The sequence below is a fragment of the Micromonospora sp. NPDC049175 genome, from assembly GCF_043197345.1.
Taxonomy (GTDB): Bacteria; Actinomycetota; Actinomycetes; order Mycobacteriales; family Micromonosporaceae; genus Micromonospora.
The window spans coordinates 141,107-154,156 of record NZ_JBICSY010000011.1; the positions used below are offsets into that span (position 1 = coordinate 141,107).

Sequence of the window (13,050 nt, forward strand, 5' to 3'; positions counted from 1 at the left end):
ACATCAGCCAATCGGCCGACCTCAAGCCCTCCGCGGGGAACGACAAGAATAGTCATCTGGCGTCCCATCCTTCTCAGCGAGAGTCACAAACAGCGATGATGCGATCTAGAGTGGAAATGGCTGCGTCTCCGGCGACAAGACGCGGCTCATCCATCGAAAATGGTGCCCGTCGACGCGGAGCCGCTTGCATGCTCTTGGTCATTCTCAATTACCCCCGATGCCCTCACCCCTCCGTGAGATGCGCCTGATCCTGCGCGTGCACCGCCTCCGATCGATATCGCATCGAGCCCGCCGTCATAGCAGCGACCTACAATCCCCGCCTCTGCAGAATGAACAGCGCGTCAGCCGATGCGCGAAGACGCCTGATGCGCGCGCGTCGGGATCAGAGTGCCGTCGACGATCACGATTTGCTCGACCTGCCGCTTGCGCACCGGCGCCAATGCCAGCAGGCCAGTGTGTCGATGACCCGGTGCGCCGCCGTCGTTGACGGACGCGGCGCATGACGACCCCAACCCGGGGAGTGCTGCCGGCACTTGGACGGCCAAGCCCTCACTCGGCGGCCCGTAACCGACAGTACGCCGGGGACTAACTCCTATTCGGTTAGGTCCAGTCAAGGTATTGGACGCGGGGGTGTGCCCAGGGCGCCCTGACATCGTTCGGCAGGGTGGGGGTCGAAGTTGCGCGGTGCCCGGCGTGGTTAAGGGCGACGTGGTGGAAGCCGGCGCCCAAGTTCTCGGCGTGGCACTCACGGCATGGTCCGTCCCGCTCACACCCAGCGCCGGTGACTAGGTTGTGGACGTGATGGTAGGCGTCGTTGGGGTGGTCGGCCTTGACCGTGTACCAGATGCCGGCGCGGTCTTGGTCGGGCATCGCGGCGGCCATCGATGGACGTATCGGCAGGTAGAGATCCTTGCCGTCGTGGCGGATCATGAAAATCCGGTCGAGGTAGTCGCACTCATCCGGCTCGGGCTCGTACTTGACGAACCACGCGGCGGCGTCGGTGATAGTTCCTGGCCCCCAGAGCAGGTCGACCGGGTAGCGGGTCACTTCGCTCCGGGAGTCGTAATGGCGCAGTTCGGGGTCACTAACGCGCTCGTCGGGGTGGAAGACGGCACGCAGGATGACACACTGCCATCGGCGGTCGTCGGGATCGACGAATCCGGCGAAGGCGTCTGCGGCGATGGCGGTGCACAACTCGCTACCGTCGGTCGGCCACGCCATCACGACGACCTCGCGACGCAGCGGTGCCGGGTAGAGCCGCCCCCCTGGGGTGGGCAAACCCCATAGCTGGTTGATGATCTCGGCCAGGTAGCAAAGTGTGCACGCAGCCTCCACCGGGCCGATGAGGTGGTAGGCGGTGGGGTGGGCGACAACGTTACGCAGGCTCGACAGCGCCTGCTCGACACCGCGGTTCCGTTGCCCACGCAACAGCCCAACCTGCCGCGCCCAGGCCCGCAGGTCACCGAGCATCCCACCACTAAACGCCATCACGTTCCCGTCCGGAAGACGCAGCCGCCAGCCGCGGCGGGGGCGCGGGCGGCGAGTACGAAGAAACTCCTGCGCCTGTTCGTACCGCGACACGACCACTTGATGATCGACACCAGCACCGTCGACAAACGTCACGGTTCCCTGATGGAAGTCAACGAACCGGTCCCGCAGCGCCTGCTCGATCACCAGCAAGGCGTGATCGTGCACCAATGTGTACACCTCGTAACACAGCACACCGTAGGCGTAGACATTGCGCAGGTGATCGAAGCTCTGCCGGGTGCCCTCGGCGACGCTCGGATCGAGATCCAGCTGGGATGCGACCTGCTGCTGGTACTCGGCGGCGTCGTCGGGACGCATCTGCACGCCTAGGCCCAGCCCCAAGGGGGTAAACCGCAGCGTACGGTCATCTGCTTGGCGTAGCTCATCGAGCGTCTTGATCATCACTCCCGGACTCCTCCACGTGATGCGAACCGGACAGGATACAGCCGTCACCCCTCGCAGGCGAACAGCTTTTCCTGCCGGCGCAGGATCGCGGACGAGACTTCTGTCCAGGCGCTTAGTAGCCGGGGCCTACGTTGACGTCGGGATCCTGGTTCGCGAGGCGTTCCTGGCGAGTCAGGTCTTCGAGCCTTTGCCGGAAGGTCGGGAAGTCGGCGATGGTCCTGGTCGGGTCAGTCCGGAGTGAGAAGTCTCGCCGTAGCGCTGCGATCTTGATTCTGAGGTCGTCGTGGGCGGCAGAGTCGTCGAGGCTGCTCTCGATCTCACGCAGGCGGCTGTCAGCTACGGTACGACTTGCGCCCTCGCGATAGTCGTCCAGGAATCCGCGGACGATGCGGCCCATGCGTTTTCCGCGACGGCGTTGGGTCTCGCAGATCGCGGCGTCTTCGAGGAGGTCTGTCAGGTCACTCAAGAGCGCGATGAAGTTGTCCTCCAACGTCTTGACCTCTGCTGGGCGGCGGCCGTCGAGCGGGACGTGGTTGAGATGACTGACGACTTCGCGGGCGAACCCGACCTTGTCGATACTCGCGTCGAAAGCCTCGGCGAAGCTGTCTTTGAGGCAGTCCCACAACGGGCGGCCTGACTCGAGCCGTGCCTTGACGCCTGTCTCCTTCAGCTTGGCGGCGTCATCGTCGCCGAGGCCCAGCAGTCGGATGGCGTAGTTTCGGGCGGCGTAGACCGCGATGCGTGCAGGGACGAGATCCTCTATCTCGGTCACGTCACCGGACTTGGTAGACGCGACCACCTTGATGTCATCGGGTGCCGAGGCTGCGCGGTTGGTGGCCCAGGTGTCCAGGCAGACGACGAACTTCGCGTCGAGGACCGGCTTGCGGTTCGCCTCGCTGCGCCTCAATTTGGCGACGGCCCTCCGACCAGCGTCGTCACCGTCGAGAAGCGCGACGCACGGGGGCTTGATCGGGTCGCGACCGCGGGCGAGGTAGGCGATGTAGGGAACGCTGTCGGCACTGCCGGCGGGAACGATCGTGACTTCGTTGAGGTCCAGCATCCGAGCGACTTCGGGCCGCCGGACGCGCAGCGCGTTGGACATCCCGGCCAGCATCACCTGGTCGGCGGATCCTTCGACGATGAGGTTTTTGCCACCGATGAAGGCTGTCTCGGCAACGTAGCTGCCGAGTGAGGAGCGCAGGGGCTCGTAGTGGGTGCGGGCGACGTCCCTGACGACGCGGGTGCCCTCCTCCTGAGCACCTTTGTCAAGGACTCGCAGCCGATCCGCGGCGTTCTTGTTGATCAAGAAGGGTGAGTGAGTGACATAGATGACCTGGTCGGTCCGATGCCGGTCGTCCGGGATCGCGAAGTTCTCCAGCACGCGCAGAAGGTCCTGCTGGCCGGAGTTCGACAGGTAGGCGTCCGGTTCGTCCATGAGCAGGATCTCGTCGCGGTCGTCGGCTGGCCGGTGGGCCCGGAGCTGAACGAAGTAGGCGAGGAAGTGGGTCAGGCCCCGGCTGCGTTCACCGAATGAGTACTCCGCCCCGGTGCGGTCGCGGATGGTGAACACCAGCTCGCGTTCGCGGGTGGTGACGCGGAGCTTGAAGTCGTTGTCCTGGCTCCACCAGCGCGACAGATTGAGGTGCCGCGCCAAGCTCTCGTTGATCTTGCCTTCAAGGCCGCTGACTTCGCCTTCCTTGCCCTCGTTGATGGCCTCCTGGAGTTCCTTAAAGATGCTCTCGTCGACGTGGGCGACGTCGATGAGTAGCTTCCTGGCCAGAGCGCGTGCCTCGCGTTGACGTGCCTGCTCAGGGCTGGCCGCCGCGGGGGCGGGACGGCGGAAGAACGACCACAACCTTTGACCCAACGCCGCCGCGTCGGCATCGTCGTCGGCTTGCTCGGCGGCTTCTAGAAATTCTCCGCGGAGGCGGCGGTCGGCGAGGTTCCCGAGCCGGCCACCCCACAGCGACGCGATCGGCACGCTGTCGGGGACGGCGATGCTGGTGGAGAATCGCAGCACCTGCGGCAGGATGTCTTCGAGCGCCTTCACCTCGGCTGGGTCGTCGAGCTCGACGAGGACCTTGTCCGCCAGGATGAAGGGATGCCCTTCGCCGGGCCGCATGAACAGGAAGGTCTCGCCCACCGCCCTGGTCACGCCTAGTGTTGTCAACACCTCGGACTCCACCGGACGGGAGACCGTGAAGGCGGCGCCGACGTCAGGTATACGGACTTCGTCGGTCTCCACTGAGAACAGCTGCGAGTAGCGGCAGAAGTCGCTCCGCGAAACCTCGCGCTTGCCCACGACGCACTCAATGGCGTCCAGAAGGTGACTCTTACCCGACTCGTTCGCTCCGACGATCGCTGTGATCTGCGGGTCGACGTCCAGGCGCACATGGGGATACCAACCCTCCGGCAGGACCTCCCAGGTCGCGCGCTCAGCTTTCTCGTTCGCGCGGCGCTCGTAGTCGAAGTTGAAAGACTTAAAGAATCTGACGTACACCCGCGTGAGGCGCACCGGCCCTCCTCGGCAACCCATGCCGCCTGGCACCACATGCCAGCCGCGCAAGAGAGAATCTAGCTAAGGGGTACGACAGACGGCTGAACCGCTCGGCATCGCGTCATTGGCCGGAGCGATACGCACTGAAATCAAACAATAATGAGAGCTGGCTGTAGAGACGGCCACGGCAGCGGAGGGCCGCAGTGATGCCGACCATTGGATAGTGCGTGCGCACTACTCCCGTCTGGCGCTGGGCCGAGGGCGGGGCCGTTAGTCGTCGAGGTCGGTGAGCCGTGGTTCTGCCGCCGCTTCCGCCATGGCCGCAAGGTCGTAGTCCGGCAACGTCCATTCCGGGATGTGCACGTCGGCGTCCGGGTCGATGCCTTCAGAGCTGCTGATCAGGTCCAGTAGGATTTCTTCGGCGCCGTGCAGAAGCGCGGGGTCTTCCGTCCAGAAGCCGAACTCAAGGCTGGGCCGCGACGACGCCGTGAAGTTTGCTGATCTGATCCAGAGTCGCTTCGGCGTGAAGGCGGTGACGTCGGCCGGCGCGAAGTCGTTCTCGTCGCGGTCCCAGAGGCGGCCGAGCAGCACCAGCTTGGCGTGCAGGATTGGCGGCATGGACCCGTTGGCACCCGCACCCTTGCGGAAGCCGATCGTCCGCACGGTCGGGATCGTCTCGCCGCCCGGCGGCAGCGACCACCCGGGCCCGATCACCGGGGCTCGCCGTCGACCAGGGTGGTCAGTTGCTCTAGCGAGGGGAAATAGCGCACTGGGCACCCGGGTGTGCGGACGTTGAGGTCGGCCATACGGCGCATCTTGTAGGGCAGGTCCTGCGGCTGCGCCTTCTTGTCCCGGGACTGCTTGCTAACCACCACGCAGACGGCCTGCAGCTTGGCGAGGTCGTCGAGCAGATCCGGGTCGTCCATCCACATCGCGCAGCTCAGCTGCGTCGCCCCAGGCCCGTGGTATTGCTGCTGCCAGTGCTGTCGGAGGTCCCGGATTCCTTGCACCAGGCCCGCCAGAACGTCCCGACCGAAGAATGCCTCGTTGCCGACCGGGCCGACATCAAGCACCCGGTCGTACCACTGCTCGAATTCCGGCCGCACCTCCCCGTCCGCCGTAACGGCAGGCTAGAACTCGGACGCACCCGCTCTCGCACCGGACGGACCGGCCCAATGCCCGGTCGAGCCCCAGTCAGGAAGTACTGGGCGTCTCGTGGCACCGCCCCTGGGGAAGCCGCCCGTGGGGCGATCGCCCCACGGCACCGAGGCCTTCGACATGGGAGTTTGCCGATCAGGCTCTCTGCGACGTCCGTGGTGCATTGCCTCAGCTCCGGCTGCCGTCCGCCTTGATGCCGTTGACGAACGCACCCCAGGCGGCCAGCTCGAAGCTCAGCATCCCGGCAGCCGGAGCTTTGGAGTCGCGTACGTCGACCTGAACGCACCGGTCGCGCACCTCGACGCACTGACCGTTATTGCCCGAACGGCTCGACTTACGCCAGGCGTTACGCTCCATGCTTGCTCAGCTCCTTGATGAACTTTGCGGACTCGGCCGGCGACCGTGCCAGCGTCTTCAGATTGTCGTACGCGGCCGAGAGTCGCGCCAGGTCGCGGCTCGATTCGAGGAACAGCTCGCCGGCCAAGGTCTCGATATAACCCAGCGGCGGCTCATCTTGCTCGAAGGCGAGCAGGGCAAAGCCGCTGGTGATTGCCAGGTGAGCGCCGGCCTCGAACCGAAGGACCTGGATCGTGACGTTGGGCATTCGGCTCAGCGTGGCCAGGTGGTCGAGTTGCTCGCGCAGGATTTCCGGGCCGCCGACCTCCGTCCGCACGGCCGCCTCGGAGAGGATGGCGTGCATCCGCAGCGGCGTCGGCTGCCGGTGTAGCACCTCCTGCCGGGTCATCCTGGCGGCGACCCGCTGGTTGATCGTGTCCGTATCGGACTCGCGCCCGATGGTGTTGACCTCGCGGGCGTAGCGCTCGGTCTGCAACAGTCCCGGCACCAACATCGGCTCGAAGTTCTTGAGCTCGACGGCCTCGCTCTCGTAGGCGATGTACGTCGCGTAACGACCACCGAGGCGCTGCCACCAACCGTCCTCGCGCAGATCGCGTGCCTGTTGCAGCAGCGACGTGGCGGGCTCCTCGTTGAGGCTGACGCCGTACGTGACCAATAGCTCCATGACATCGCCGGCGCGGGGTTTGATTTCGCCCGATTCGATCCGGCTGATCCGAGACGACGAGCAGCGGACGAGCTTCGCTGTCTCCTCGCCGGTCAGGCCCTTGGTCTCGCGGAGTTTGCGTAGCTCTCGGCCGAGCCGCCGAGAGCGCGGTGTCGCTGGCGTGAATCGAGGCATGTCGTGATTCTGCACCAGATCCATCCGCTCGCGTGCATCGCATCGCGTGCGGACACAAGTATTGATCACACGCATGCGCTTGCTTTGCATCAGATGATGCGCGAGTCTGCTTATCGGGCACCACCGATGTGATCCCCAGCCAGAGAGGTGGGAAGTACTCCGTGATTACCGAGGTCGTAGGGGTCGTGTTTGGTGGTCTGGTGCCGGGCTTCCTGCTCGGGCTGCTGACGTTTCGGGTGAAGTCCCGGTGGTGTCCACGGTGCGGGGAGTCCACCGAGGCCATGCGGCCGGCGGAGCGGGAGTGGTGACCGGGCCGGGCCGGAGGCACCGTAACGACCTGCCGATCGGACGGCGGGTGGCCGAGTTGCGGGCACGCCGGGGCATGACGCAGCAGGTCTTCGCCGACCGGGTCGGCAAGTCGAAGAGCTGGGTGGACAAGGTCGAGCGAGGTGTCCGTAACCTCGACCGGCTCTCGGCGATCGAGGCGGTCGCCCGCGCGCTGGGCGTCGCCCCGAGCGTCCTGCTTCGCGGAAAGACCCGGCCGGAACCGGCCACCGACGTCGGCGGCGCCGTGGAGCGGGTGCGGGAGGCGTTGGCTCGCCACGACGTTCACGGCTCCGGCAGCGACGGCCCGCAGACGCCGTCGTCGGTGCGGGACCTTGACCACCAGGTGGGGTACGCGTGGACGGCGTACCGGAACGGCCACCATCTCCAGGTGCTGCGGATGCTGCCCGACCTGCTCGGCGACAGCCGCCGAGTTTGCCACGCGCAGGTGGCGGAGGCCTCCGCCGCCGACCTGCTGGTGCGAGTGCACCGGCTCGCCGCCCAGGTACTCGTCAAGCTCGGCGAGTCCAACCTGGCCTGGCTGGCGGCCGACCGGGCGATGACCGCCGCCGCTGGTGACCCACGCCGGGCCGGTCTCGCGGCGATCTCCCTCGCCCAGGCACTCCGTGCCCTGCGGCGGGGCCGGCTGGCGATGACCGCCGCCCTCACCGCCGTACACCAGCTTGACCCTGCGCCGTCGCACGAACGCCCGCCGGAGGAGGTGGCTCTGACCGGGACGCTGCTGATCGAAGCGGCTCTCGCGGCGGCCGCCTGCGGAGATGTCGCCGCAGCCGACCTCACCGTACGAGCGGCCCACCTGGCCTCGGTGTACGCCGATCAGCACCATCGTGACGACGACGGCATCGGGTTCGGCGCCACGGCCGTGGAACTCGCCCGGGCCATAGCCGCCTTGAGTGTCGGAGACCACCATCGGGCCATCGCCATTCACCGGCGCGCTACCAGCGCCGAGGTCTGGCAGCGGCTCCCCGCCGAGCACCGGGCCGCTCACCTGATCGACATCACCCGTGCCCACCTCGACCTCGGCGATGCCCGCGCCGCCGGCCGCGCCCTGGTCACCGCCGACGGGATCGCTCCCGCGGAGGTGCGCATCCGCCCCGCAGCGCGTGCCGCGCTGACCACCGTCCTGCATGCCGGCCCCACCCCGGCCGATGTGGCCCGCTTGGCCGCCACCGTCGGACTGACCCAGCAGTGACCGCACCGCAGGCCACACGCTTCCGCCGTGGTCGAATCAAGCAGCGCTGTCCCCGAGCGCCGACTCGACGCGCCGTCGCAGTTGTTCCGCGCGCGTATCCGGGAAGTTGCTCAACAGCGTGACCGCTTCGCGCCACCACCGGTGTGCCTCCTCGGCGCGCCCGACGTCGATCAGCGCCGTCGCCAGGTGGTCCAGCGTCAAAGCGAGCTGCCAGTCGTCCCCGAGCTGCCGGTGAACCGCCGCCGACCGCCGGTGGAAGGCGATCGCCTGCTCCGGCTGCCCCAGCTCCCGGTACGCCTCGCCGGACCCGTCCAGTGCCATCGCCTCCCGGCTGCGGTCACCCAACTGGCGCTGGATCGTGGCCGCCCGGTGCGTCGCCTCCAGCGCCTCGGCGGACCGACCGGCGGCGCGCTGCACACGCGCATATTCGACCAGCCAGTGCGCCAACCACACCGGGCTGCCGTGCTCGGCGATGGCCAGTGCCCGCTCGATCGCGGCCAGGGCATCCTCGGTGCGTCCGAGTTCGCGCAACGTCATGCTGAGGAAGAAGAGCGAGTTGCCCTCCTGCCCCCGGTCGTCGATGTCCCGCTGCACTCCAAGCGCCTCATTGAGCAGCATCACGGCGTCGGCGAGGTCACCCAGTTCGTAGCGGGTCTCCGCAAGGTTGCTCAGCAGCAGGGCCTGCCAGCGTTGGTCTTGACGGCGGGTGAAGATGTCGAGGCTCCCGTCGAAGTGCGTGAGGGCGTCGGTGAGGCGGCGGTGGCGCAGCGCAAGTAGTCCCAGTGCGTTGATGGACACTGCCGTGCCGTGCTCGTCGCCGATCTCTCGCCGGATCGCCAGCGCAGCGTGGTGGTGCTCCGCCGCCTCCGTGAGCTCGCGGGCCTGGAAGTGGGCCTTACCGAGGCTTTCCAGCGCCTCCGCCTCAGCGCCTCGGTCGCCCAGCGATCGCGCAGCGGACAAACCGATCTGCGCGGTGGCGAACCAAGCGTCGAAGGCATTGCGGTGCATGAATACGCTGCGCAGCAGGACAGCCAGGTGCCAAGCAATCCGCGGCAGCGCTGCCTCGAACGCGGCGCGGGTGGCGGCGACGAGGTTGTCCTGCTCGGCGGTGAACCAGGCGTCAGCCTCTTCGGCGGTGGCGAAGCTCAGCGGCGTGACCTCGGTCGGTGGTGCCAACGGCATCGCCCGGCTGAACGGAAGTGTGCGGGTCAGCGCGGCGTCCGCCGTGTGCAGGTACCAGGTGAGTACGCGACGCAGCGCCGCCTGGCGATCCTCGCCGCTCTCAACGTGCTTGACCTGGTCCACTGCGTACGCGCGTAACAGGTCGTGCAGTTGGTAGCGGCCGGGTGCGCTCTGCTCCAGCAGGTGCGCACCGACGAGCGCGTCGAGCGGCGGCCGAACCTCTGACACCGGCCAGCCGGCGAGCGCGGCGGCAGCCGGGGCGCCGAGGTCCGGGCCGGGATGCAAGCCGAGCAGGCGGAACAGACGGGCCGCCGATGTGTTCAGTGCCCGATAGGACCAGGCGAAGACGGACCGAACGGCGTCGGCCTCCTCACCGTCCTCCGCGGTTAGCGCGTCCCACAGGGCCGATTCATCGCGCAGGTCCTGGATCAACTCGGACAGCGGCATGAACGGCCGGCTCGCCGCCCGTTCGGCGGCGATTCGCAGGGCCAGTGGCAGCCTGGCGCACAACCGCGCTAGTTCGGCGAGCTCGACCGCATCATCGCCGGTGCGATACTCGACGGTCACGTCGTGCAGCAGCGTCACCGCGTCCTCCTCGGCCAACATGCGCAGGGTCAGCCGCCGGCCGCCGTCACGGCTGACCAGCCCTGACAGCATGCTTCGGCTGGTGACGATCACCAGGCAGCTGCTGGTGCCCGGCAGCAGGGGACGCACCTGCCGGACCGTGGCGGCGTTGTCCAGGACCACCAGGACGCGCCGGTCAGCCAGCCGGGAGCGGTACAACGCCTCGCGGTCCTCGAGATCAGCCGGAATCGCGGATGCGGGGACGCCCAGCGCCCGCAGGAAGCGGTCGAGCACCTGCTCCGGTTGACTGGGTTGGCCCGGGTCGTAACCACGGAGGTTCGCGTAGAGCTGGCCATCCGGGAACCGGTACCGCACGGCGTGCGCCCAACGCAGCGCGAGAGCGGTCTTGCCGACTCCGGCGGTGCCGGTGACGACGACGAGGTTGGCGTCGGCGGCCTCATCGCCGAGGAGCCGGTCCAACGCTCGCAGCTCCTGGACCCGGTTGACAAAGCCGCGTACATCACCGGGGAGCTGACGGGGAGGCGGGTCGGCGAGCGAGGGGTCGCCGGAATAGAAGTGCACTCCGCCGTACACGTCGCGCGCCTGCACCAGGTCGGCGGAGCCGGACAGCTCCGACCGGTTGACGTGCTCCGGTCGTCCTTGCTCCGCCGCGCCGTTAGCCGCCATCTGTCAGTCCGGGTGAGGAGGCTCCAATGGTGCCACCGCTCGGGCGAAGAACTCGTCTAGCGGCTCGCCGGCGTCGTAGAGCGACTCGATGAACTCTTGGCACCGCATCACCACGTCCGGGTTCCTCCAGCGCCGCGCCGCCTCGAGCACGCCGTCGGCGTCGTAGATCGCCTCGTACATGACGTCCGTACCGAGGGTGTAGATCTCCGGAAGCGGACCATCCACCTCCGCGGCGACGACCTGGTTCGGTGCGACCACTCGGGTCAGCCCGCCGTACTCGTGGCGTAGCCGCAGCACGTGCAGTTCCCACTGCAGGTAGGGCGTCAGTGGCTCCTGCACCACCCGCAGCCGGCGGGTGGCGAACCCGCTGTCGGCGATGCGCCGGTAGTAGTCGCCGAACTCGGAACGCCGCGCGTCGAGAATCCGCAGCGACTCCTCCCATCGACCAGCGGCGAATGTCTGCCAGCCCTCGTCCTGCGGCTCCTTGAACGTTTGTTGCCGTTCCAGTTTCCAGAATCCTGGCGGGCCAGTCTTCCAGAACCGTTGTTCGAATTCGGCCCAGTAGTCGTCGAGGGCCAGCAGTTCGCCGGGGTCTCCGCCCAGGAGTTCACGCATCAGGGATGTCTACCTTCGCCGCGATCATGGTCGATCGGGGAATGATGATAAGCCGCTCACCGGGGTCGACGGAGACTCCCTCGGGCAGCCGATCCTGGTAGGTCTCGGTGAGATCCTGCCCGATCACGGCGACATCACCGTTGCTCAGCTCCCAGATGTCGGGACAGCTGCCGTCCCCGGAGGTGTTGCCCAATTCATGCGACGACTTGCCCCATCGGCGGTTCAGCTCGGCGGACGGGTCCGCCTCCCACCGGCGTGGACTCATGCCAACCCCCTGATTTCGTGATACTGAGAGCACGGATAGTAACATCGAACAAGCTGGATTACAGTCGTGCTTGCCGGCTCCGGCCCGGATGGCGATCCCTGGGGGTGAAGGGTGTGGAGGACCCGCTCATGCTCGCGGCGGCGACGACGCTGGTCGCCTGGGCGACCACCGAACTCGCACAGGGAGCTCGGTCAGCTGTATCCGGCCTGACCGAGTTTCTCCGGCACCGATTCCGTCACGAGCAGGCGGCCCAGCAGACCGTGGAGGTCGCGCTACGCCACCCGACTGCGGATACCGTTCAGCGCCTCGGAGCACTCCTCGAACAGGAGACGCTCCGTGATCCCGCGTTCGATGCCGAGTTCCTCGCACGGTTCAGGAAGGTCCAGGCGATTGTCGCGGCCAACCAGGGCGATGTGACCAACACCGTCTCCGGCGACGTCAGCGGATCGGTGGTGCAGGCGCGTGACGTCCACGGCGGCATCTCCTTCGGCGGACACAGCAGCGCTTGATCAGCCGCTGTCCGCTGGGTAACCCGCGGCCCGCCCGTACCGCCGACGCACCGGCCCCCACCCGGCCGACGTGACCCGGTTGGGCGCCCACGTCGGCCCAATTCGGCAGTTGACCCATCGGAGGCACTGCCGGCGGCACCATTTGGCGCGCCGAGGATCGATGCGAGTTCGAGGGGTTTCGCGCGGCGTCTACGTCGATTTAAGGCTTTGCCCGTTATAGACCGGCTTCGTTCCCAGACTGGTAGCGCAGCTTGCCGACGCCCAGCTCGGACTCGACCCGCCTTAATTGGACGGCGCAGGCCTGCCCCTCCTCCAATGAGGCGGGTGCGACGAGCACCCCGCACCGACGAGCACCGCGACCAAACTGAAGGCCAAGGGCGTAAGCGGTAGCGGGCCGCTAGCCTCTCCTACTACGCGTTCACTGCCACCCTCGAGCACGAACATTCGAGGTCGCGGGTACGAGATCGAGAAGGCGCGAGGTCTACCCCGCGCTCACCATGACCGCTGACCTGAAGGACGGAGCCGGCCTCGTGCTCGCCGTCGGCAGCGGTGGCCCACCGGTCACCTGCGTCTGCGATGTCGACAACGTCGCGCTGGCCGCGAAGGCACGCTGGCACCTCACCGTGGTCGACGCCAAACAACAGACTCAGCGGCACGCCGTGCAGCGCATCACCGTCCCGGACACTGACGCAATGACTCCCGACCAGCTCGCCGCTCTGCACCGAACCGGTCGCCTGCTACGCGGCGGGCAGATCAACCACCTGGACGGTGGTGACTCTGGCCGTCGGAACTCCGGACAACCTCCCGCCAGGCGATCAGCAGTTCAGCCTCATGTCCGCGACCCCACTCGTCGTCGACCTCAACGGCCGTGACACTCCACTGCCCATGACACGAAGAGTCCTATACAAG

The 13,050-nt window shown here is 67.2% G+C and carries 11 protein-coding genes and 1 pseudogene; 2 read left to right on the forward strand and 10 right to left on the reverse strand.

Annotated features, from left to right (window positions below; genetic code table 11):
- Positions 1 to 350: 350 nt before the first annotated feature.
- From ACGFH8_RS31370 to ACGFH8_RS31400, 7 genes and pseudogenes are all read right to left on the reverse strand, one after another.
- A pseudogene (locus ACGFH8_RS31370) lies at positions 351 to 487 on the reverse strand (IS5/IS1182 family transposase); the annotation flags it as partial.
- A 113-nt stretch (positions 488 to 600) separates the two neighbouring features.
- Positions 601 to 1,929, reverse strand: a complete 1,329-nt coding sequence (locus ACGFH8_RS31375) for a hypothetical protein (protein ID WP_393374324.1) — start codon at positions 1,927 to 1,929, stop codon at positions 601 to 603.
- A gap of 115 nt (positions 1,930 to 2,044) precedes the next feature.
- On the reverse strand, positions 2,045 to 4,447 hold the full coding sequence (locus tag ACGFH8_RS31380; protein ID WP_393374326.1) for an AAA family ATPase: 2,403 nt from the start codon (positions 4,445 to 4,447) through the stop codon (positions 2,045 to 2,047).
- 252 nt (positions 4,448 to 4,699) lie between these two features.
- Positions 4,700 to 5,143 carry a hypothetical protein gene (locus tag ACGFH8_RS31385; protein WP_393374327.1) on the reverse strand — a complete coding sequence of 148 codons (444 nt, stop codon included), beginning with the start codon at positions 5,141 to 5,143 and terminating at the stop codon, positions 4,700 to 4,702.
- Positions 5,140 to 5,535 carry a hypothetical protein gene (locus ACGFH8_RS31390; RefSeq protein WP_393374330.1) on the reverse strand — a complete coding sequence of 132 codons (396 nt, stop codon included), beginning with the start codon at positions 5,533 to 5,535 and terminating at the stop codon, positions 5,140 to 5,142. The genes ACGFH8_RS31385 and ACGFH8_RS31390 overlap by 4 nt, the downstream gene beginning before the upstream one ends.
- A gap of 220 nt (positions 5,536 to 5,755) precedes the next feature.
- Positions 5,756 to 5,944 (reverse strand): DUF397 domain-containing protein, encoded by a 189-nt coding sequence (locus ACGFH8_RS31395; protein WP_393374333.1) that lies wholly within the window; start codon positions 5,942 to 5,944, stop codon positions 5,756 to 5,758.
- Positions 5,934 to 6,806, reverse strand: coding sequence for a DUF5753 domain-containing protein (locus tag ACGFH8_RS31400; RefSeq protein ID WP_393374336.1), 873 nt, complete (start codon positions 6,804 to 6,806; stop codon positions 5,934 to 5,936). The genes ACGFH8_RS31395 and ACGFH8_RS31400 overlap by 11 nt, the downstream gene beginning before the upstream one ends.
- Positions 6,807 to 7,086: 280 nt before the next feature.
- On the opposite strand from ACGFH8_RS31400, the gene ACGFH8_RS31405 reads away from it, so the two are divergent.
- Positions 7,087 to 8,319 carry a helix-turn-helix domain-containing protein gene (locus ACGFH8_RS31405; protein WP_393374338.1) on the forward strand — a complete coding sequence of 411 codons (1,233 nt, stop codon included), beginning with the start codon at positions 7,087 to 7,089 and terminating at the stop codon, positions 8,317 to 8,319.
- Between the two features lie 36 nt (positions 8,320 to 8,355).
- Here the strand turns inward: ACGFH8_RS31405 and ACGFH8_RS31410 are convergent, their stop codons facing one another.
- The 3 genes from ACGFH8_RS31410 to ACGFH8_RS31420 are packed head-to-tail and all read right to left on the reverse strand — an operon-like array spanning position 8,356 to position 11,632.
- Positions 8,356 to 10,752 carry an ATP-binding protein gene (locus tag ACGFH8_RS31410; protein ID WP_393374341.1) on the reverse strand — a complete coding sequence of 799 codons (2,397 nt, stop codon included), beginning with the start codon at positions 10,750 to 10,752 and terminating at the stop codon, positions 8,356 to 8,358.
- Positions 10,753 to 10,755: 3 nt separating this feature from the next.
- Positions 10,756 to 11,367: a DUF6879 family protein gene (locus ACGFH8_RS31415; RefSeq protein WP_393374343.1), complete on the reverse strand. Its 612-nt coding sequence runs from the start codon at positions 11,365 to 11,367 to the stop codon at positions 10,756 to 10,758.
- Positions 11,360 to 11,632: a hypothetical protein gene (locus tag ACGFH8_RS31420; protein WP_357404122.1), complete on the reverse strand. Its 273-nt coding sequence runs from the start codon at positions 11,630 to 11,632 to the stop codon at positions 11,360 to 11,362. The genes ACGFH8_RS31415 and ACGFH8_RS31420 overlap by 8 nt, the downstream gene beginning before the upstream one ends.
- 113 nt (positions 11,633 to 11,745) lie before the next feature.
- Here ACGFH8_RS31420 and ACGFH8_RS31425 point away from each other — a divergent pair, with 113 nt between their 5' ends.
- Positions 11,746 to 12,141: a hypothetical protein gene (locus ACGFH8_RS31425; protein ID WP_393374346.1), complete on the forward strand. Its 396-nt coding sequence runs from the start codon at positions 11,746 to 11,748 to the stop codon at positions 12,139 to 12,141.
- Positions 12,142 to 13,050: the final 909 nt, after the last annotated feature.